This is a genomic window from Streptomyces sp. NPDC058741 (genome assembly GCF_042746715.1).
Lineage (GTDB): Bacteria > Actinomycetota > Actinomycetes > Streptomycetales > Streptomycetaceae > Streptomyces.
Genome location: NZ_JBHYQH010000003.1, coordinates 112,960 through 134,117, shown reverse-complemented (window position 1 = coordinate 134,117; position 21,158 = coordinate 112,960). Strand labels below are relative to the sequence as shown.

The window sequence follows — 21,158 nt, the reverse complement described above, 5'->3', positions numbered from 1 at the left end:
CTCCCCGGCACCTAGTCCCCGGCGGAGACGCTCCACCGCAGCCCGGCCAGCGCACGCGCCCTGGCCTCCACCACCGCCATCCGGGCCTGCCGCTCCCGCCGCTCCACATGAGCGGGCTGCCCGGTGACCTGCCCGTCCCACTTCCGGTAGAGCAGCCCCACCTCGGAGGAGAACCAGCCCCGGCTCACGGCGTTCAGGGCGAGCAGCAGCCCGGTGTCCTCGGACGCGGGCAGCGCCATCCACCCCCCGAGGGCGAGCAGCAGGTCACGCCGCACGAAGAGGGAGGCGGGATGCACCGGGGCGAGGAACCCGTTCGCCCTCCACTGATCGAGCACGGCCCCCCGCTCGATCACCCCTTCCTCGGGGTCCCCCGGGAATCCGGCGGTCGAGCCGTCGGGCATCAGGTCCAGCACCCGGGACGTCACCCACCCGAGGCCGGGGTCCCCCTCCAGCACGGCCAGATCCCGGGCCAGCACCCCCGGCGCGAGCCGGTCGTCGGCGTCCAGGCACTTCACGTACGTCCCTTCGGCCTGGGCGAGTGCCAGGGTCCGGACCACCCCGGGCCCCCCGCCCCGGCCCTGCCGGAACGTCACCCGCGGGTCGTCGGGCACGTACGGCCGGACGTCCTCGCTCTCCCCGTCCTCCCTGATCACCCAGTGCCACTCCCACCCCCGGGGTAATCGCTGCTCACCCAGGGACGCGTAGGCCTCCTCGAGGAACGGGGCATGGGGGCCGTGCACGGCCGTGACGACGACGATGCGCCGGTTCACGACGGGGCTCACCACCTTCCGGGCACGAGGTGCCCGACACTGCGGGACCGGTCACGAGAACGGCCCCCGACCAGTCATCCAGGTCAGGGGCCGTTCTCACTGCTCACCACGCGGAGGCGGTGGGATTTGAACCCACGGTGACATCGCTGCCACGACGGTTTTCAAGACCGTTCCCTTCGGCCGCTCGGGCACGCCTCCCCGCGCCGGCCGTGTGATCGGCGGCGCGGGGACAAGGGTAACGGGTCGGTGCGGGCGGGTGGGGGTCAGTTGTCCCCGACGCGGGAGCCCAGCGTGACGTCGACCGTCCGCTGCTTGCCGTCGCGCTCGTAGGTGATCGTGACCTTGTCACCGGGCTTGTGGGTCCAGATCTCGCCGATCAGCGTGGGGCCGGAGTCGATCACGCGGTCGTCGAGCTTGGTGATCAGGTCGCCGGGCTTGAGGCCCGCCTTGGCGGCCGGGCCGCCCGGCTCGACCGGTGCCGCGCCGCCCGCGCCCTGGTCGGTGATCTGCGCGCCGCCGGAGCTGTCGTCCAGCGAGACGGACGCGCCGATCTTGGCGTACACCGGCTTGCCGGTCTTGATCAGTTCCTGGGCGACGTACTCGGCCTGGTTGATCGGAATGGCGAAGCCCAGGCCGATCGAACCGGACTGCCCCGTGCCGAAGCCGCCGTTGCCGGTGGACTGGATCGCGGAGTTGATACCGATGACGTTGCCCCGCCCGTCCAGCAGCGGACCGCCGGAGTTGCCCGGGTTGATCGAGGCGTCGGTCTGCAGCGCCGACATGTACGACGCCTGGCTGCCGCTGCCGTCGCTGGAGGCCACCGGGCGGTTCTTGGCGCTGATGATGCCCGTCGTCACCGTGTCGGACAGGCCGAAGGGCGCGCCGATCGCGATGGTCGGGTCACCGACGGCGACCTTGTCCGAGTCGCCGAGAGTGAGGGGCTTCAGGTCCGCCGGGGCGTCCTTGAGCTTGACGACCGCCACGTCGTAGCCCTGGGCGTTGCCGATCACCTCGGCGTCGTACTTCTTGCCGTTCGGGAACGTGGCGGTCAGCTTGCCGCCGTCGACCGCGTCCGCCACCACGTGGTTGTTGGTGACGATGTGGCCCTGCTTGTCGAACACGAAGCCCGTGCCCGTACCGCCCTCGCCGCTGTTGCTCTCGGCCTCGATGGTGACCGTGCTCGGCAGCGCCTTGGCGGCCACGCCCGCGACGGTTCCCGGGTCGCGCTTGACATCGCCGCCGTTGCTGGAGGCGGAGACCGTCGTCGAGCCGGTGTTCTCGTCGTTGTTCTTGGCCAGGGTGTAGCCGAGGCCGCCGCCCAGGCCGCCCGCGACCAGCGCGGCCACCAGGACCGCGGCGACCAGGACACCGCGTCCGCGGCCGGGCTTCGGCGCCGGCTGCTGGTACGAGGAGCCCCAGCCGCCCGCGCCGGGCCCGGAGCCGCCGTCGCCGTACGGGGCGGTGGGCGGCGGGGGCGGGGGCCAGGACGGGTCGGGGGCCGAGGAGGAGGTGCCGTGCCCCGCGGCGTCAGCGGCACCGGGGGTGCCCTGACCGTCGGGGGCCTGCCCCTGCGCGGGGGACTCCCCCCGCGCGTCCTGTCCGTACGGCCCCTGGGGCGCCGGAGCAGCGGGAGCGTCCACCGGCACGGGGGGTGCGGACGGGGCGGGGGGTACCGCGGTGCCCTCGTTCTCGGTGCTCACAGCTTCACTCCTCGATCCACGGCTGTCGTCCTGGGTCGCACTCGGTCACGCTTCGTCACGCTGGTCGGCTGTCACGCCGGCCGACGGCTCCGGCGCGGTACGGCTGTGCTCGTCCCTCTGTATGCCGTCAAGCTTTTCCCACGGGCTGTCAGAGCACCATAAGCGGTGCCTGTGGGTCCGGGGCCATTCCTTATATAGGTCATCAAGGGATAAAAGTATGCAATTCAAACGCCGGTGTCCGGACCCGCGCGACCGTCCGGTCCGTCACAGGGACGCGTACCCGCGCTCGGTGGCACCATGACGCGGTGACCCACGCACGACAGCATGTGATTCAAGTCGTCGCCCATCGCGGGGCCTCCGAGGACGCCCCGGAGCACACCCTGGCCGCGTACACCAAGGCGATCGGGGACGGTGCGGACGCCCTCGAGTGCGATGTGCGCCTCACCGCCGACGGCCACCTGGTGTGCGTGCACGACCGCCGCGTCAACCGTACGTCCAACGGCCGCGGCGCCGTCTCCGCCCTGGAGCTCGCCGATCTCGCCGCCCTGGACTTCGGCTCCTGGAAGACGGGCGCGGCCTACCGTGCGCGTGACGAGGACCCCGACTGGGAGCACCGCCCGGAGGACCGCGAGGCGACCTCCGTGCTCACCCTGGAGAAGCTGCTGGAACTCGTCGCCGACGCCGGGCGCCGCGTGGAGCTGGCCGTCGAGACCAAGCACCCCACCCGCTGGGCGGGGCAGGTCGAGGACCGGCTGCTGTCCCTGCTGAAGCGGTTCGGCCTCGACGCCCCGGCCGGCCCCGAGGAGTCGCAGATCCGGGTCATGAGCTTCTCGGCCCGTTCGCTGCACCGCGTGCGGGCCGCCTCGCCGACCCTGCCGACGGTGCATCTGACGCAGTTCGTCTCGCCCCGGCTGCGCGACGGGCGCCTGCCGCCGGGGGTGCGGATCGCGGGCCCGTCGGTCCGGATCCTGCGCAACCACCCCGGCTGCATCGAGCGGCTGAAGGACGCCGGCCACCAGGTGCACGTGTGGACCGTGAACGAGCCGGAGGACGTGGAGCGCTGCGTCGGCCTGGACGTCGACGCCATCATCACCAACCGCCCGCGCGCGGTGCTGGACCAGCTGGGCCGATGACCGGCACTCCCGGACGCCCACCCTGATCAACCACACAAGTCACACCAGACCCACGCGCACCTCTTGACCCCACACCGCTCCGGGCGGGATCCTCGCGTCTCGGCCACACCGTAGAAATTCAGCCACACGTCACCGTGAGCGCTTCCACGCGTACGGTCCGTATCCGGCTGCGGATGCCCCCTCACCGCGAGGGGTTTGGCCGGTTTCCGGTACAGGCCAATGGGGCATCCACACCGTGGCGTGGGGCGAAGGAGGTCTCGGGGGTGGCGTTGGTGGTGGCACAGGAGGCGCCCACGTCGTCGAGCATGGCCGTTCCCCACGGCCCTGCGGGCGTGGTGGAGGCGCGGCACCGTATGCGCACGCAGCTGCGTGGGGGCGGGGTGGCGGAATCGGTCATCGACGACGCCGTACTGATTCTTTCCGAGCTGCTGAGCAACGCGTGCAAGCACGGCAGACCGCTGGGCGACGCCCTCGCCGGCGACGGTGACGTCCGTGCCGCCTGGCGCGTGGACCCGGCCGGCCGGCTCGTCGTCGAGGTCACGGACGGCGGCGGCCCGACCCGCCCCGCCCCCGCGACCCCGTCGGTCACGGCGCACGGCGGCCGCGGGCTGAACATCATCACCGCGCTCGCCGACGACTGGGGCGTACGGGACGACGTCCGCGGCGAGGTCACGGTGTGGGTCGTCGTCCACGGCGACGTGCACGACCCGGACGCGGGGCACCGCCGCGACGACTTCGCCACGCGCGTCGCCGCCCCGGCCGTCTCGCGCATACCCGGGCTGGACTACGCGGACGCCTTCGACGACGGGGACTGAGCGCCCCGCGCGGCGCCGGGGCGGGTGTTGTCCACAGGACCCCGTCGCCCGGGGCCCGAACGGCTAGGCTCGCGACCGTACGAGCCGAGCCGTAACCGGGAGACCCACCGATGGCCAAGAAGCGACCCCAGACGAAGGCCAAGCGCGCGCAGACCACCGGCGGGACCGGCGGCGCCGCAGGCGCCCATGGAGAGGTTCCGGTCGTCGGCGCCCGCGAGCCCTGCCCCTGCGGCAGCGGCCGCCGCTACAAGGCGTGTCACGGCCGGGCCGCCGCCCACGCCGCCACCGAGCTGGTGCACCGTCCCTTCGAGGGACTGCCCGGCGAGTGCGACTGGGTGGCCCTGCGCGAGCTGGTCCCCGCGGCCACCGTCGCGCTGCCCCTGAAGGACGGCCTCCCCGAGGGCGTCCCCGCGGTCACGCTGGCGACGGTGCTCCCGATGGCCTGGCCCGCGCTGCGCCGCGACGACGGCTCGGTCCTGCTCGGCCTGCAGAACGACACCTCCTCCGGCGACATCAGCCGCGACCTCGCCGACACGCTGCAGCGGGCCCTCGAAGCCGCTCCGGGCTCACCCGTGCAGGGCCGCCGCGCCCCGGCCCACGGTCCGCGACTGCAGGATCTGCTCGACCCCGAGGGCGCCTTCGAGCCAGACGTGCGCAGCGGCTTCGAGTTCTGGGTCCCGGACGCGGAGAACGCCACGCCGGAGGTGGCCGCCTCCCTGGAGCGGGCCAACGCCGCGGCCATCCCGACCGTCAAGCTACGGGGCGTGGACGCCGCGTACTGGTGCGAGACGCCGGAGAAGAACCACCTGCGGTGGGTCATGCCCCACCCCGAGGAGCAGCTTCTGGACGCTCTCGCGCGGCTGCACGCGGCGGGCGGTTCGAGCCTCGGCGAGGGCACGCGCCTGGTGGGCTCCTTCCGCGCTCACGGCCTCACGGTGCCGGTCTGGGACCTGCCGAGCGGTGTCTCGGCGCAGGACGTGGAGAAGCCGGCGGTGGAATTCGCCGAGCGCCTCGCCGCCGCCCTGGCCACGGACGCGCCGCTGACGGTGGAGGAGCGCCGGGCGCGCGGCGGCCTCACGAACCGGCAGGTCACGCTGAGCTGAGGGTGTGCCGCCGCCGGCCGGACGGCCCGCCGTCCGGCCGGTCCCGCGTGGCCCGAAGACGTCACAACTCCCGGTGAAGACAGGCCAGTCGGTGACTGAAAGGGCGAGATCGAATTTGCTAACGGCGGATCTCTTGTTACCGTTCCTGTAGCCCGGTTGCTGGTGCATCCCCCGTCGCCAGCAACCGGGTCTTCTCATGCGCCGGCGACCAGGACACTTCACGGTCGCGACCGTTGCGGCAAACACGGCCGTGCTTCAACTGACTTCTGGCATCGTGGAGTTGCTTCCCGAGCGCAACAGCAGCGGCCCCTGCCCGGCACGCCGCGCGAACTCCGCCACCGCCGCGTACGCCGCCGGCCCGTCCCACGCGGACTCACGCGGTGTCCCGCCCGTCCCCGGCTCGTCCTGCGCGCCCACCGCACAGGCCGTGCGGACCGTCCGGGCGCCGGGCGCCATCAGGGTGAGGACCGCGTCCAGCGCCTGGCCGGTCGTGTTGCGCTGGTAGGTCCGCGCCCAGGTGTCCGCGCCCTGCGTCACGACACAGGTCTGCGCCTCGATACCGTCGGGGGAGGAGAGTTCGGGACCGCAGCTGCAGGGCCGTCGACGGATGCCCGCCGAGCGCCGGGAGCCCGGACAGGACGGAGGGCGGCTTCCCGTCGTCCCGCGAGGAGGGTCGCGGGCCGGTGCTCCCCGGCGAGCCGTCCCGCTCCGGTGCGTCGTCCCGCTCCGCAGTGCCTCCGCGATCCGGCGGGCCCCCTCGCTCCGCACCGGACAGGGACGTTCCGCTCACCGCGTCCACGACATCGCCGGGCCCCACGGACCCGGCGGCCGCCACCGTCCACGGCAGTGCGACCGCGCAGGCCGTCACCACGCCCTTGAGGAGGAGGAGTCCGGCCTTCCGAGGGTCCCGGGACCGGTCCCGGGCATGACGCGACACGGCCCCGGAACATAACGCGCCGCGGTGGGCGGAGCATCCGGCGCGTACGGCCGCCCTAGAACTCGGGCGCGCTCACACCCGTACGAGTGAGGACGTCGACCACCACGTCCACGACGGCCTCGACATCCGGCAGCCACGGAGAGGCGGAGCCGGGCAGCGGCGCGCGCTCCCAGCTGATCCCGCCCCGGCCCGTCTCCGACGGCGGGAGGGCGAGGTAACCGCCCTCGCCGTGGAAACGGAGGGAGCCGGGCACGAAGTCCTTGGCGTAGAGCAGTTCGCCGAGCTGCTCCATCGAGTACGGCTTCACGAGGATCGCCCACCGCGTGGGCGAGGCGACGACGGGGCCGAGCCGCATGCCCTGGCGGTCGAGCGCCTCCAGGGCGCGGGCGGCCGGCAGCGCGGGCAGCGAGACCGCGCAGGGCGCCTGGCCGCCGGTGGCCAGGACGATCGGCGCCGTGGGCCGGTTGCCCCACCACCAGCGGATCATGCGCTCGTCGGTGGTGGCCGCGAGCAGGCCGGGGTCGAAGGGGTGCGCGCCGGGCACCGTGCACTCCGGATCGGGGCAGGAGCAGCGGCTCAGCGCCTGCGGGTCCGCCGCCACACCCGGGAGTACGGGCCACTGCCATCGAGTCGCGTAGGTCAGGGCCGCGCCGATCAGCTCAGGCCTCCCGTCACTGCGCCGGGACAGGAGCCTGCGTCGCCTTCCGAGGATCTCGCGCATGAGCGCTCGTTCCTTTCCGTTGCACGCCGGCAACACCGTGGTCCACATCACAACATGTGTCGATCACTTCACTGTGCGTACCTGCTGGCGCATCACACCCCTGCCTCAGGCAGGGCGAACCCCTGTGGGTCGAGCACGGGCGGCCTCCACGGCCGTCCCGTCCAGACTGCGCATCAGAAGCACGGGGTGGCGTAGGGGTGGCGAAGTATGGCGTTTGCCGTCGCGCTTATTTCTCTCCGCCTCCGCCGCGGGAGGATGGGGCACGGTCGTCGGTGGATAGGACGCCCGGTTCCGTCACCAGGTTCCGGGTGGCTCCCGACCACCCCTGGCCTTCACCGAGTACGTACCCATCACGACCGTTGTGACGCTCCGTCGAGCAAGCCCAGTCGACCGCAACAGGCCCTGCCCTGCGGCAGTTTTCAGCCAACTTCGTTATTTGGCAAGGGGAAGGAAAGGAGTTCCTTCAACGCTCACGGACACCAGGAATCCCGGCAGGACAATGCTGGACATCTCCTTACGAGTGCGTGTACATGTGGAGACACGGCTGGCGGCGCAGAATGACATGGGGGTTTGCGATGCTTTTGGGCAGTATGCGCCGGCCGGAAGGCCGGACGCCATGAACGCTCCGCACCCTCCGAAAGTGGCCGGAATCGATTCAACGGTTCCCGCACCCGCACAGACTGTCGCGCCGGTCGCGGGTACCTCACCGGCCCCACCGGCAAACCCCCCGGCCCCGCCCGGCGCGCTGCTGCAGGACCGCCTCGCCGGCTGGGTCTCCGACCTCACCACCCTCCACGAACTGACCGAACGCCTGGCCCGCACAGCCGCGCTCGACGAGGCGCTCCGGGAGACGCTGCGGGCCGGCGCCGCCCTCGTGGGTGCCCAGCGCGGCCTCGTCGTCCTCGAACCGGGCGACGGACTCGGCCCGGACACCACCATCGGCCTGGGCCTGGCCCGCGCCGACCTCGGCCACATCGAGACGGTGCCGCGCAGCGCCCTGTCCTACGGCCGGATCCTCGACGGACTGCCCGGTGGCGAGGACGGCATCGCCGAGCCGGACCTGTTCGCCGAGGAGAAGCTCGACCCCCGCCACCGCGAGGTCGCGGCCCGCCTCGGTTACGCCGCCAGCTACGCCCTCCCCCTGTCCACCGAGTCCGCCGGCCGCCTCGGCGCCGCCGTCTGGCTCTACGACGAGCCCGCCGAGCCGAGCGAGCGCCGACGTCACCTCGCCGGGCTGTACACGCGCTACGCCGCCGAGCACCTGGAGCGGCTCCTGGAACTGGAGCGCACCCGGGCGTGCATGGCGACCATCTCGGACGAGCTGCTGCCCGCGCGGCTGCCCCGGGTGCCGGGCGTCCAGCTCGCCGCCCGGCACCGCACGTCCCCCCGCGGCGGCGGCGACTGGTACGACGCGCTGCCGCTGCCCGACGCCGCCCTCGGTCTCGCCGTCGGCTCCGTCACCGGGTCGGGGCCGAGCGCCGTCGCCGCGATGGGGCGGCTGCGGGCCTCGCTGCGGGCGTACGCCGTGATGGAGGGGGAGGACCCGGTCGCCGTCCTGTCCGACCTGGAGCTGTTGCTGCGGCTGACCGAGCCGGCCCGCTCGGCCACCGCCCTGTTCGGCTACTGCGAACCGGCCGCCCGCAAGATCACGCTGGCCGGGGCCGGGCACAGCCCGCCACTGCTCGTCGGCGAGCGCCGCACCGCGTTCCTGGAGACGTCCGTCTCCGCCCCGCTGGGCATGCTCGCCTGCTGGGAGGCGCCGAGCCTGGAGGTTCTCGCCGAACCTGGAGAGACGGTTCTGCTCTACACGGACGGGCTGCTGCACCGCACCGGCGAGCCCATCGACCGGGCCTTCGCGCGGCTGCGCGCGGCGGCGGCCGGAGTGCCCCGGGCACTGCGCGGCGACCCGGGCGCGATCGCCGACCACGTCCTGCGCAACGTGCTGCCGGGCGGACTGGACGCGGCCGACGGCGCCGAGGACGTGGTCCTGCTGGCGGCGCGCTTCGAGTAACCCTCCTCGTCATCGGCCCGGGCCCCCTTTCCGTTCCGCCGTACAGTGGACGGTGGTCCAGTGCCGTAACAAGGAGGATGACCGTGGCGGAGGAGCTCTCGGAGACCCCGGAGACTGCCGAAGAGGAGCCGATCAAGCAGCGGAAGAACGGACTGTACCCCGGCGTGTCCGACGAGCTGGCCGAGAACATGAAGAGCGGCTGGGCCGACACCGAGCTGCGCGACCTCGCTCCCGTCCCCCAGGCCGCCGAGACGGCCGCGCGGCGCTCCGCACTGTCGGCGCGCTTCCCGGGCGAGCGCCTGGTGATCCCCGCGGGCAACCTGAAGACCCGCTCCAACGACACCGAGTACGCCTTCCGCGCCTCCGTCGAGTACGCCTACCTCACCGGCAACCAGACCGAGGACGGCGTCCTGGTCCTGGAGCCGAAGGACGGAGGCCACGAGGCGACGATCTACCTCCTGCCGCGGTCCGACCGGGAGAACGGCGAGTTCTGGCTGGACGGCCAGGGCGAGCTGTGGGTCGGCCGGCGGCACTCCCTCACCGAGGCGGAGCAGCTGTACGGCATCCCCGCCTCCGACGTGCGCGAGCTGCCCGCCGCGCTGCGCGAGGCGACCGGCCCGGTCCGGGTCGTGCGCGGATACGACGCCGGCATCGAGGCCGCGCTGACCGACAAGGTCACCGCCGAGCGCGACGGGGAGCTGCGGGTCTTCCTCTCCGAGGCACGGCTGGTCAAGGACGCGTTCGAGATCGGCGAGCTGCAGAGGGCCGTCGACTCGACCGTGCGGGGCTTCGAGGACGTGGTGAAGGTACTCGACAAGGCCCGGGCGACCTCCGAGCGGTACATCGAGGGCACGTTCTTCCTGCGCGCCCGCGTGGAGGGCAACGACGTCGGCTACGGCACGATCGCCGCCGCCGGACCGCACGCCTGCACGCTGCACTGGGTGCGCAACGACGGGCCGGTGCGCTCCGGGGACCTGCTGCTGCTCGACGCGGGCGTGGAGACGCACACGTACTACACGGCCGACGTGACGCGCACGCTGCCGGTCAACGGGCGCTTCAGCGAGATCCAGAAGAAGATCTACGACGCCGTGTACGAGGCCCAGGAGGCCGGGATCGCGGCGGTGAAGCCGGGCGCGAAGTACCGCGACTTCCACGACGCGGCGCAGCGGGTGCTGGCCGAGCGGCTCGTGGAGTGGGGGCTCGTCGAGGGCCCGGTGGAGCGGGTGCTGGAGCTGGGGTTGCAGCGGCGCTGGACGCTGCACGGCACCGGGCACATGCTCGGCATGGACGTCCACGACTGCGCGGCGGCGCGGGTCGAGACGTACGTCGACGGCGTGCTCGAGCCGGGGATGTGCCTGACGGTGGAGCCCGGGCTGTACTTCCAGGCCGACGACCTGACGGTGCCGGAGGAGTACCGGGGCATCGGCGTGCGGATCGAGGACGACATCCTGGTGACCGAGGACGGGAACCGGAATCTGAGTGCGGCACTGCCGCGGCGGTCCGACGAGGTCGAGGCGTGGATGGCCTCCCTCACGGGCTGAGCGGTGTCCGGGGGCGCGGGGGAGCCGGCCGTACGGCTCCCCCGCATCCCCGCCCGGCGGGGACCAGGGCGTCCACGGCGTTCCCTGCCGGGGCCTCGTCCCCGTGTGCGTTGCAGCGGTGGTGTGCCGTCATGAGAGCGCGGCGGTAGGGGCGTTGGCCGTCAGCCGTGTGCGGCCGGGCCGAAGGGACCCTGCAGGTGGTCCGGGAGCTTCCGGCCGATGCTCGGAAAACGCCAGGTCAGCGCCAGTTGACGTGTGAGATCATGGCCGACCTTGCCGGGCCGAACCGAGGAACGGGCGCGATCACCATGAAGAACGTTCAGACGGCGCTGACCATGCAGGACGCCATCCTCACCCTCCAGAAGTACTGGAGTGACAACGGCTGCATGATCACGCAGCCGCTGAACACCGAGGTCGGAGCCGGTACGGCCAACCCGGCCACGGCGCTGCGGGTGCTCGGGCCCGAACCGTGGAGCGTCGCCTACGTGGAGCCGAGCGTGCGGCCGGACGACTCGCGCTACGGCGAGAACCCCAACCGGCTCCAGACCCACACCCAGTTCCAGGTGATCCTCAAGCCCGACCCGGGCAACCCCCAGGAGCTCTACCTCGGCAGCCTCCGCGCCCTCGGCGTCGACCTGAACGCGCACGACGTGCGGTTCGTCGAGGACAACTGGGCCTCGCCCGCGCTCGGCGCCTGGGGGCTGGGCTGGGAGGTCTGGCTGGACGGCATGGAGATCACCCAGTTCACCTACTTCCAGCAGGTCGGCGGCGTCGCCCTGGACCCGGTGTCGGTGGAGATCACCTACGGACTCGAACGCATCCTGATGAACCTTCAGGGCGTGGCCCATTTCAAGGACATCGTCTACGCCCCGGGCATCACCTACGGCGAGGTGTTCGGGCAGAACGAGTACGAGATGAGCCGCTACTATCTCGACGACGCCGACCTGGACACCAACCACCGGCTGTTCGACGCCTACGCGGCCGAGGCCCGGCGCCTGCTCGACCTGGAACTGCCCGTCCCGGCCTACCTGTACGTGCTCAAGTGCAGCCACACCTTCAACGTGCTGGACGCGCGCGGGGCGATCAGCACCACCGAGCGGGCCAAGGCCTTCGCCCTGATGCGCGGCCTGACCCACGAGTCGGCCAAGCTGTGGGAGCGGCGGCGGGCCGCGCTGGAGCATCCTCTCGGGGTCGCGGCCGCGCCGGCCCCGGCCGTGCGGGCACCGCTGCCCAAGGTGCCCGGCGTCGAGACGCTGCTGTTCGAGATCGGCGTGGAGGAGCTCCCGTACGCGGACGTCCCCGCCACCACCGAGGCGGTACGCGCGTCGGTCACCGCGAAGCTCGCCGAGACGCGGCTCGGGCACGGCGCGATCAACGTGCTGGCCACGCCGCGGCGGATCGTGATCACGGTCGACGGTGTGCAGCCGCGCGAGCGGGACACCGTGCGGACCGTGCGCGGTCCCAAGGTCGCCGCCGCCTACAAGGACGGCGCTCCCACGCCCGCCCTGCTCGGCTTCGCGCGCAGCCAGGGCGCCGAACCGGCCTCTGTGCGGGTGGTCGAGGTCAACGGGACCGAGTACGTGGCGGTGACCCGTCACGAGGCGGGTCGTCCGGCCGTCGAGGTCCTCAGCCACCTGCTGGCCGAGGTCGTCTCCGGGCTGCGCGCCGGACGCAACATGCGCTGGAGCGACCCGGGGCTGTCGTTCTCTCGTCCCGTGCGCTGGCTGCTCGCGCTGCTGGGCCGCACCCCCCTGCCCGTGGTGGTCTCCTCGCTCTCGGCGGGCGACACCACGCGCGTGCAGCGGCAGGCCCCGTATCCGGAGGTCCGGGTGACCTCCGCCGAGGGCTACCCGCACTTCCTGCACATGCACGGCATCCTGCTCGACCGGGACGCCCGGCGCGGGGCAGTGGTGCGCGGGGCCCTGGAGGCGGCGGCCGAGGTCGGCGGGCGGATCGACGTGGAGGGGCAGGCCGGGCTGATCGACGAGATCACCGACATCCTGGAGTTCCCCTACGCCGTGCGCGGTTCGTTCGACGAGCGCTACCTGGAGCTGCCCGCGAGCGTCCTGACGACCGTGATGCGCAAGCACCAGCGCTATCTGCCCGTGCTGGACGGCGAGCGCCTCATGCCGCACTTCGTCACCTTCGCCAACGCCCTGTGCGACGACGACGTGGTGCGGGCGGGCAACGAGGCGGTGCTGCGGGCGCGCTACGAGGACGCCGCGTTCTTCTGGCGGGCGGACCTGAAGGTGGCGCCGGAGGAGTTCCGGCGGCGGCTGGACAAGCTGACCTTCGAGGACCGGCTCGGGACGGTCGCCGACCGCGCCGGGCGCATCGCCTTCCTCGCCCTGGACCTGGCCGGCCGGGCCGGGCTCCCGGAGGAGTCGGTGGAGGTCGTCCGGCGTGCGGGTGCGCTGGCGAAGTTCGACCTGGCGTCGCAGATGGTGATCGAGTTCTCCGGGCTGGCCGGGGTGATGGCCGAGGAGTACGCCCGCCGGTCCGGGGAGTCCGAGGAGGTCGCCCGGGCGCTGGCCGAGATGGAGCTGCCGCGCTCCGCCGGCGGCGCCCTGCCGGCCGGGGAGGCGGGCGCCGTGCTGTCCCTCGCCGACCGGTTCGACCTGGTGACCGGCATGTTCCTGATCGGCGCCGCGCCGACCGGGAGTTCCGATCCCTACGGGGTGCGCCGGGCGGCGATCGGGCTGCTCAACGTGTTGCGCAGTGTGCCCACGGTCGCTGACGTCCGGGTGAGTGACGGGCTGCGCGCGGCGGCCGTGCGGTACGCCGCGCAGGGCGTCCAGGTGCCCGCCCAGCGGGTCGCCGAGGCCCTGGAGCTGATCACCCGGCGCTACGAGCAGCAACTGACGGACGCCGGGCACGAGCACCGGCTCGTGCAGGCCGTGCTGGGCTGGGCCGACCGGCCCGCCCAGGGCGATCGCACCCTGGTGGCGCTGGAGCGGCATGTCGGCAGCGAGGCGTTCGAGGCGCTCACCGCGGCACTGCAGCGTGTGGTGCGCATCCTGCCCCAGGACGGGTCGGCGGACGGTGCGGATCCGTCCCTGCTCACCGCGCCCGCCGAGGTGCGTCTCGCCGAGAGCGTGGAGGCCGTACGGCAGGCCCTGCAGGGCCGGGAGCACGACCTCGACGCACTGGTGGAGGTCTCCGCCCCCCTGGTCGAGGCGATCAGCGCCTTCTTCGACGAGGTGCTGGTGATGGACCCGGACCCCGCGGTCCGCACGGCACGGCTCGCGCTGCTGGCGGACGTGGCGGTGCTGGCGCACGGGACACTGGACTGGAGCGCGCTCTAGAAACGGCCGGGGCGCGCCGAGCGGTCGTCGAGGGGCGGTGTTTCACGTGAAACACCGCCCCTCGCGGTGAGGGCGTGGGTCAGACCGCCATGAGCGGCGCGTCCTCGCGCCACTTGAGGACCTTGTCGAAGCTCACCACGGCCCCGCCCCGCCTCGGCTTGTTGCCGATGTGGACGTGGTCCGCCAGCTCCTCGATGAGGCACAGCCCCCTGCCGTTCTCGGCGTCGCCATGCGCGGGCCGGATCGGGGGGCGGGTCCGGCCGGGGGCGGCCGCGGGGAACCCCGGGCCCGCGTCGGCCACCTCGATCCGGCACTTCTCGCCGTCGAGGTAGGCGGTGACCCGGTACGCCTCCGAGCCCGGGCCGCGTCCCAGCTCCCCGCCGTGCTCGACGGCGTTCGCGCAGGCCTCGCTGAGGGCCACGGAGAGGTCGTAGGAGATGTCGGGGTCCACGCCCGCGGTCTCCATCGCGCCGATGAGCAGGCGGCGGGCGAGCGGCACGCTCGCAGCTTCGCGCCGCAGATGGAGTGACCACCAGATGCTCATGCTCCAGCCTCCTGGCCGCGGCTCGACATACCGTTACGTATTGCCCTCGCTCCCCGTGTGTAAGCGTGAAGTTGACGTGACGCCGCCCATACGGCGGATGCGTGCTGGTCCTGATCGGTGTAGGTGCGGGTGCGAACCGGTGCTGCGGGAACGGCACCGGCTCCTGGGGGGTGACGGGTCGCCGGCGCTCCGTGGGCGGGCGGGGCCAGAGGGGGACGTTCCGGTCGTACGGCATCTTGCGGACCTGCCGTACGGGGCCCGCGGGGCCAGTGCGATGATGGGCCCGCCATGACTGCCCCCCACACGTGCACGACGCGCTCCGGACTCAGGCTCCGGATCCTGCGGACCGCGGTGTTCGCCGCGGTCTGTGTCGTGCTGGCCGGAGCAGGTCACGCACTCGCCTCCTGCGACAGCATCCCGTTGTGGACGCTGGGCGCCGGGTTCCTCGGTGTCGCGGCGGTGGCCGCCCCGCTCGCCGGGCGCGCCCGCTCGCTGCCGGGCATCACGGCCGTGCTGGCGCTCGGGCAGACGGTGCTGCACACCCTGTTCGGCCTCGGCCAGCACGGCGCGGCAGCCGTCACGTCCTCGACACCGGCGGGCCTGAGCGACGCCGCCCTCGTCCAGCAGGCCGCTCGGCTGCTGTGCGGCACGACGGCGGCGGCGATCAGCCCGGCGCAGGCCCACAAGATCCTCACCGACGCCCGGCTCCAGCCGGTCCCGGACCCGCACCCGGCGCACCTGGAGGCCGCGTCGGGTTCCGCGGCCTCCCTGTGGCCGTCCCTGCCGATGGTGCTCGGTCACGTCCTCGCGGCCCTCGCCACCGGCTGGCTGCTGCGCCGCGGCGACCTCGCGGTGCTGCGGCTCACCGAACTCTCGGCGCAGGGTGTCGCCGAAGGAGCGCTCGTGCGCTCCCTGCGGGCCGCCCTCGCGCTGCTGCGCGCCCTGCGCGTCGGCCTCCCGGGAGCACCGGACGTGAGTCCGCGCCCCCCGCGGGCCGTGCGGCCCGAGCCCCCGATGCCGCGGACCGTCGCACTCCGGCACACGGTGATCCGGCGCGGCCCGCCGGCGGTCACGGCTTCCGCAGCCGCACTCGCCCTGGCCGCCTGACGCCACCCGACCACTGTTCCGCCCCTTCCCGTTGTCCGGAGGGCCGGGAGGAGGGGACCGCCGTCGTGCGGCAGGCGCGCGTGCGCGCCCCTCTTCCTCATCCCGACTCACAGCGGAGTGCCCCTTCCCATGAAGGCTTCCCGTATCGCCGCGGCCGGTGCCGCCGCCGGTCTCACCGTTCTCGCCCTGTCCGCCCCCGCGTTCGCGCACGTCAGCGTGCAGCCCGAGGGCACGGCCGCCAAGGGCGGCTACGCGGTCGTCGACTTCAAGGTGCCCAACGAGCGCGACGACGCCTCGACCACCAAGCTCGAGATCAACTTCCCGACCGACCACCCGCTGGCCTCCGTCATGCCGGAGCCGGTTCCGGGCTGGAAGGTGAAGGTCACCCGGTCCACGCTGGACAAGCCGCTGGAGATGCACGGCGAGAAGATCTCCGAGGCCGTCACGAAGGTCACCTGGACCGCCGACGGCGACGGCATCGAGCCCGGCTACTTCCAGAAGTTCCCGGTCTCCGTCGGCCAGTTGCCCGAGGACGCCGACCGGCTCGTCTTCAAGGCGCTCCAGACGTACGACAACAAGGAGGTCGTCCGCTGGATCGAGGTGCCGCAGGAGGGGCAGGAGGAGCCCGACAACCCGGCCCCCGTGCTGCAGCTCTCCGCCGCCTCCGAGGACGGGCACCACGGCGCCCCGGACGACGACGCCGGGTCGGCCGAGAAGGCCTCCACCGAAACCGACACCGCCGCGGCGGACACCGGCTCCTCCGACAGCACCGACACCACCGCCCGCGTCCTGGGCGTGGTCGGCATCGTCGTCGGCGTGACCGGTGTCGCCTACGGCGTGCTCGCCGGCCGTCGGCGCGGCAACGCCTGAGGCTCATTCCCCGCTCGGCGCGCGCCGGGTTCCGCCCCCGGCCGGGGGCACCCCGGTGCGCGCCGGGTCACCGACATCTGGGACATTTTTCTATGCGCACCAAGACCTTCGCCGCGGCCGCCCTGCTCGCCGCCGCCTCCCTGACCCTCACCGCCTGCGGCAGCGGCGACGACGGCGGCAAGCCCGTCTCCGTGGTGTCGGAGGAGGCCGGCACCGACAAGGCCGCGACGGTCCTCGACAAGCCGTTCGAGAAGCCCGATCTGGTCCTCACCGACACCAAGGGCGAGAGGTACGACCTCCGCAAGGAGACCGACGGCAAGCCCACGCTCATCTACTTCGGCTACACGCACTGCCCCGACGTCTGCCCCCTGACGATGAACAACATCGCCGTCGCCAAGAAGCAGTTGTCCAAGGCCGAACAGGAGCAGCTGCGCGTGGTGTTCGTCACCACCGACCCGCAGCGCGACACCTCGGCCGAGCTGGGCAAGTGGCTCAAGGGCATCGACGCCGAGTTCGTCGGCCTCACCGGCGACTTCGCCACCATCCAGGCCGGCGCCCGCACCCTCGGCATCTCCATCGAGCCGACGACGAAGGACAAGAACGGCAAGCTCGTCTCCGAGCACGGCACCCAGGTCATCGCGTTCTCGCCGAAGACCGACGGCGGCTACGTGCTCTACGGCGAGGACGCCGGCGTCGAGGACTACACCAAGGACCTCCCCAGGATCGTCAAGGGGGAGAAGCCGTGAGGCGGCGACCCGGTCCGGGAGCCCTCGCCCTGGCCGGCGCGCTGGCCCTGGCCGGCTGCGGCGGCTCGGGCTCCGGCAGTGACAGCGGCTCCGGGAAGGCGGAACTCTCCGTCGCCTCCGCGTACATGCCGCAGCCCGTCTCCGAGGACATGGCGGCCGGGTTCTTCACCCTCAGCAACCACGGCGACGCCGACGACGAGCTGACCTCGGTCACCAGCGACATCGGGCAGGTCACCGTGCACGAGACCGTCGACGGGGCCATGCGGGAGGTCGAGAGCCTCACGGTCCCCGCGGGCGGGCGGCTGGAGCTGAGGAGCGGCGGGAACCACCTCATGTTCGAGCAGCTCAAGCGCAAGCCCGAGGAAGGCGAGACCGTCTCGGTCGAGCTGCGCTTCGCCCACTCCGGCCCCGTCGAGGTCGAGATGCCGGTGAAGTCCGCGACCCACACCCCGAAGACCGGACACTGAGGGAGGACCTCTGTGACGCCGACCCGCGCTCCACGCGTCCGGACCCTGGTACTGCTGTTGCTGGCCGCGGTCTGCGCGCTCCTCGCCGGAGCCGGTCCGGCCTCCGCGCACGCCGCGGTGACCGGCAGCGACCCCGGGCAGGGGGCGGTGGTCGACGAGGCCCCGGCCCGGATCACGCTGACCTTCTCCGAGCAGGTCGCCCTGTCCGGCGACTCGCTGCGCGTCCTCGACCCGGACGGTGAGCGCGCCGACACCGGCGAGCCGTCCGGCACCGGCGGCACCACCTACGCCGTGCGACTCAAGCCCGGCCTGGCCGACGGCACCTACACCGTGGCCTACCAGGTGGTCTCCGCGGACAGCCACCCCGTCTCCGGCGCGTACACCTTCTCCGTCGGCGCCCCCTCCAAGACGTCCGTGACGGTCTCCGGACAGGGCGCGGACGACGGGCTGGTGGGCTGGCTGTACGGCTTCGGGCGGTACATGTCCTACGGCGGGTTCATCGTGCTGGTGGGCGGCGCCGCCTTCGTACTCGCCTGCTGGCGACGCGGTTCCGGGGTGCGGCCGGTGCAGCGGTTCGTCGTCTCCGGGTGGCTCGCGCTCACCGCGGCGACCCTCGCCCTGCTGCTCCTGCGCGGCTCCTTCACCGGCTCCGGGAAGGTCGCCGACGTCTTCGACCCGGGCCTGCTGGGGCAGGTGCTGCAGACCAAGACCGGGGCGGCACTCGTCTCCCGGCTGCTGCTGCTCGCCGCGGCGGCGCTGTTCGTCGCCGTGCTGTTCGGGGCGTACGACAAGCGCGAGGACCCCGAGGAGAAGCGTGACCTTACCTTCGGGCTGGCGATCGGGGGCGTCGTCGTGGCGGCCGGGCTCGCCGCGAGCTGGGCGATGTCCGAGCACGCCTCCGTCGGGCTGCAGGCGGGCATCGCCATGCCGGTCGACGTGCTCCACCTGCTGGCCGTCGCCTTCTGGCTCGGCGGGCTCGGTGCCCTGCTGGTCGCCCTGTACCGGGCGCCCGCCGACACACCCGTCGACAGCTCCGCCGTGCGCCGCTTCTCCCGGCTGGCCTTCGGCAGCGTCCTGGTGCTGATCGCGACGGGGACGTACCAGTCCTGGCGACAGCTCGGCTCCTGGTCGGCCTTCACCGGCACCCGCTACGGGCAGCTCCTCCTGGCCAAGATCGCCCTGGTGGCCGTCCTGGTCGGCGTCGCGTGGATCTCGCGGCGGTGGACGGGGCGGCTGGCGCAGACGACGGCTGCTCCGGCGCGGCAGGGGAGGGAACGGGTCGGCGCGGCCGCTGCCGCCCCGGGCGTCACGGGCATCACGGCGGAGACCGGGTCCGGCGAGGACCGGGCCGAGACCGACGCGGAAGCGTCCTCGGACACGGACACCGGGGCCGGCACCGCGCCCCCCGACGGCGAAGCCGAGGCGCGGCCGGATCCCGGCCGGCCCGCCGACGCCGCGCGCGCCGCCCAGCTCGCCCGGCAGCAGGCCGCCCGGGACGCGGCCCGGCAGAAGCGCCTGCGCGACGCCGACCCCCACCGCTTCGGCCTGCGCCGCTCCGTGCTGGCCGAGGCCGGTGTCGCAGTCGTCCTGCTCGCCGTCACCACCGTGCTGACCCAGACCGAGCCGGGACGCACGGAGGAGGAGGCCAAGGCGGCCGCCTCGTCCTCGGCGTCCTCCGCCGCCGGCACGGGCCCGGGCGCCTCCGGGGCACTGACCCTGACCATGCCGTTCGACACCGGCGGCGAGGACGGCAAGGGCGTCGTCACCGTCGACCTGGACCCGGCCCGGGTGGGCGACAACGACCTGCACCTCTACGTGGAGCGCCCCAACGGCCGCGCTTTCGACATCCCCGAGGTGAAGGTCGAGTTCACTCTCGCATCCAAGGACCTCGGGCCCTTGCCCCTCGCCCCCGACCACATCGCTACCGGACACTGGTCGGCGAGCGGAGTGCAGATCCCCATGGCCGGCGACTGGAAGGTCGACGTGACCGTGCGGACCTCCGACATCGACGAGGTGACCGTCACCAAGAACGCGCAGATCGGCTGAACCCCCATGGCTGACCAGTCCATCCCCGAAGCCCGGACCCCCGGGACGTCCCCGGCTCACACCGCGGCGGCCTCCGCCCCCGAGGGCATCTCACGGCGGCGTCTCCTGGGCACCGCCGGGGCCACCGGCCTCGTCCTCGGCACGGCGGGCGCCGCCGTCGGATACGCCGCCGCCCCCTCCGAGGCGGCCGCTCCGCTCACCTCGCTCGGCACCGACCGGGCGATGTTTCACGGGAAACATCAGCCCGGCATCACCGACGGCCTCCAGGCCCGCGGCCACCTCGTCGCCTTCGACCTGGCCGCGGGCGCGGGCCGCAAGGAAGCCGCGGCCCTGCTCCGCCGCTGGTCGGAGACGGCACGGCGGCTGATGGCGGGTGAGCCGAGCACTCAGGACGACACCGGCATCGCCCGCGACGCCGGGCCCTCGTCACTCACCCTGACCTTCGGCTTCGGCCACGGCTTCTTCGCCAGGACCGGTCTGGAGAAGCAGCGCCCGGGCGCGCTGGACCCCCTCCCCGATTTCTCCTCCGACCGCATCGACAAGAAGCGCAGCGACGGCGACCTGTGGGTGCAGATCGGCGCCGACGACGCCCTCGTCGCCTTCCACGCCCTGCGCGCGATCCAGAAGGACGCGGGCCGGGCGGCCACGGTGCGCTGGCAGATGAACGGCTTCAACCGCTCCCCCGGCGCCACCGCCCACCCCATGACGGCCCGCAACCTGATGGGCCAGATCGACGGCACCCGCAACCCCAAGCCGGGCGAGTCCGACTTCGACCAGCGGATCTTCGTCCCCGAGACGGGCGAACCGGCCTGGATGGCGAACGGTTCCTACGCCGTCGTCCGCCGCATCCGCATGCTCCTCGACGACTGGGAGAAGCTCTCCGTCAAGGCGCAGGAGGACGTCATCGGGCGCCGCAAGTCCGACGGGGCGGCCCTGTCCGGCGGCACCGAGACGACCGCGATGGACCTGGAGAAGACGGACGCCCAAGGCAACCTGGTCATCCCGATCAACGCCCACGCCCGCATCACCCGACCGGACCAGAACGGCGGCGCCGCGATGCTCCGCAGGCCGTTCTCCTTCCACGACGGCATCGACCCCGACGGGGCGCCCGACGCGGGCCTGCTGTTCATCTGCTGGCAGGCCGATCCACTGCGCGGCTTCGTCCCGGTGCAGCGCAAGCTGGACCGCGGCGACGCCCTGTCGCAGTTCGTCCGGCACGAGTCCAGCGGCCTGTTCGCGGTGCCGGGCGGGGCCGCGGAAGGCGGGTACGTGGGGCAGGAGTTGCTGGAGGGGTGAGAGTGGGGCCCGGTGCGGGCTTGCAGGGGATGGCGCTTCGCCCAGG

General features: G+C 73.0%; 17 protein-coding genes and 1 tRNA gene. 12 read left to right on the top strand and 6 right to left on the bottom strand.

What is annotated here, in order from left to right:
* Positions 1-11 precede the first annotated feature (11 nt).
* From ACFW6P_RS03425 to ACFW6P_RS03415, 3 genes are all read right to left on the bottom strand, one after another.
* Complete coding sequence (locus tag ACFW6P_RS03425) at positions 12-770, bottom strand: glycosyltransferase (protein ID WP_386349021.1); 759 nt, start codon at positions 768-770, stop codon at positions 12-14.
* A 111-nt stretch (positions 771-881) separates the two neighbouring features.
* Positions 882-968: transfer RNA gene (locus ACFW6P_RS03420), tRNA-Ser, on the bottom strand.
* 65 nt (positions 969-1,033) lie between these two features.
* Positions 1,034-2,470 carry a S1C family serine protease gene (locus ACFW6P_RS03415; protein ID WP_386349023.1) on the bottom strand — a complete coding sequence of 479 codons (1,437 nt, stop codon included), beginning with the start codon at positions 2,468-2,470 and terminating at the stop codon, positions 1,034-1,036.
* 305 nt (positions 2,471-2,775) lie between these two features.
* Here ACFW6P_RS03415 and ACFW6P_RS03410 point away from each other — a divergent pair, with 305 nt between their 5' ends.
* The 3 genes from ACFW6P_RS03410 to ACFW6P_RS03400 all read left to right on the top strand — a co-directional run bounded on the left by ACFW6P_RS03410 (position 2,776) and on the right by ACFW6P_RS03400 (position 5,521).
* Positions 2,776-3,603: a glycerophosphodiester phosphodiesterase gene (locus ACFW6P_RS03410; protein WP_386349026.1), complete on the top strand. Its 828-nt coding sequence runs from the start codon at positions 2,776-2,778 to the stop codon at positions 3,601-3,603.
* A gap of 173 nt (positions 3,604-3,776) precedes the next feature.
* The gene (locus tag ACFW6P_RS03405; RefSeq protein WP_386349355.1) at positions 3,777-4,418 is read left to right on the top strand and encodes an ATP-binding protein; all 642 of its coding nucleotides are present in this window, start codon (positions 3,777-3,779) and stop codon (positions 4,416-4,418) included.
* A 110-nt stretch (positions 4,419-4,528) separates the two neighbouring features.
* The gene (locus ACFW6P_RS03400; protein ID WP_386349029.1) at positions 4,529-5,521 is read left to right on the top strand and encodes a DUF5926 family protein; all 993 of its coding nucleotides are present in this window, start codon (positions 4,529-4,531) and stop codon (positions 5,519-5,521) included.
* Positions 5,522-5,776: 255 nt separating this feature from the next.
* Here ACFW6P_RS03400 and ACFW6P_RS03395 read toward each other — a convergent pair whose 3' ends face one another.
* Positions 5,777-6,058 carry a hypothetical protein gene (locus ACFW6P_RS03395; protein ID WP_386422815.1) on the bottom strand — a complete coding sequence of 94 codons (282 nt, stop codon included), beginning with the start codon at positions 6,056-6,058 and terminating at the stop codon, positions 5,777-5,779.
* A 455-nt stretch (positions 6,059-6,513) separates the two neighbouring features.
* On the bottom strand, positions 6,514-7,179 hold the full coding sequence (locus ACFW6P_RS03390) for a bifunctional DNA primase/polymerase (protein WP_386349035.1): 666 nt from the start codon (positions 7,177-7,179) through the stop codon (positions 6,514-6,516).
* Positions 7,180-7,678: 499 nt separating this feature from the next.
* Between ACFW6P_RS03390 and ACFW6P_RS03385 the strand changes: the two genes are divergently transcribed.
* From ACFW6P_RS03385 to ACFW6P_RS03375, 3 genes are all read left to right on the top strand, one after another.
* Entirely contained in the window at positions 7,679-9,190 is a 1,512-nt protein-coding gene (locus ACFW6P_RS03385; protein WP_386422814.1) for a PP2C family protein-serine/threonine phosphatase, read from the top strand.
* Between the two features lie 77 nt (positions 9,191-9,267).
* Positions 9,268-10,731: an aminopeptidase P family protein gene (locus ACFW6P_RS03380; protein ID WP_386349041.1), complete on the top strand. Its 1,464-nt coding sequence runs from the start codon at positions 9,268-9,270 to the stop codon at positions 10,729-10,731.
* A gap of 308 nt (positions 10,732-11,039) precedes the next feature.
* On the top strand, positions 11,040-14,036 hold the full coding sequence (locus tag ACFW6P_RS03375) for a glycine--tRNA ligase (RefSeq protein ID WP_386349044.1): 2,997 nt from the start codon (positions 11,040-11,042) through the stop codon (positions 14,034-14,036).
* Positions 14,037-14,115: 79 nt separating this feature from the next.
* Here the strand turns inward: ACFW6P_RS03375 and ACFW6P_RS03370 are convergent, their stop codons facing one another.
* On the bottom strand, positions 14,116-14,580 hold the full coding sequence (locus ACFW6P_RS03370) for an ATP-binding protein (protein ID WP_386349047.1): 465 nt from the start codon (positions 14,578-14,580) through the stop codon (positions 14,116-14,118).
* A 288-nt stretch (positions 14,581-14,868) separates the two neighbouring features.
* On the opposite strand from ACFW6P_RS03370, the gene ACFW6P_RS03365 reads away from it, so the two are divergent.
* The 6 genes from ACFW6P_RS03365 (at position 14,869) to efeB (ending at position 21,112) form a co-directional block, all read left to right on the top strand.
* Entirely contained in the window at positions 14,869-15,687 is an 819-nt protein-coding gene (locus ACFW6P_RS03365; RefSeq protein ID WP_386349050.1) for a hypothetical protein, read from the top strand.
* 129 nt (positions 15,688-15,816) lie between these two features.
* A complete protein-coding gene (locus ACFW6P_RS03360; RefSeq protein WP_386349053.1) occupies positions 15,817-16,557 on the top strand; it encodes a YcnI family protein in 741 nt (246 codons plus the stop codon).
* A gap of 92 nt (positions 16,558-16,649) precedes the next feature.
* Complete coding sequence (locus ACFW6P_RS03355) at positions 16,650-17,303, top strand: SCO family protein (RefSeq protein WP_386349056.1); 654 nt, start codon at positions 16,650-16,652, stop codon at positions 17,301-17,303.
* A complete protein-coding gene (locus ACFW6P_RS03350) occupies positions 17,300-17,770 on the top strand; it encodes a copper chaperone PCu(A)C (RefSeq protein ID WP_386349058.1) in 471 nt (156 codons plus the stop codon). The genes ACFW6P_RS03355 and ACFW6P_RS03350 overlap by 4 nt, the downstream gene beginning before the upstream one ends.
* A gap of 12 nt (positions 17,771-17,782) precedes the next feature.
* Entirely contained in the window at positions 17,783-19,816 is a 2,034-nt protein-coding gene (locus ACFW6P_RS03345) for a copper resistance CopC/CopD family protein (protein WP_386349061.1), read from the top strand.
* A 6-nt stretch (positions 19,817-19,822) separates the two neighbouring features.
* A complete protein-coding gene (gene efeB, locus ACFW6P_RS03340; protein WP_386349064.1) occupies positions 19,823-21,112 on the top strand; it encodes an iron uptake transporter deferrochelatase/peroxidase subunit in 1,290 nt (429 codons plus the stop codon).
* Positions 21,113-21,158: the final 46 nt, after the last annotated feature.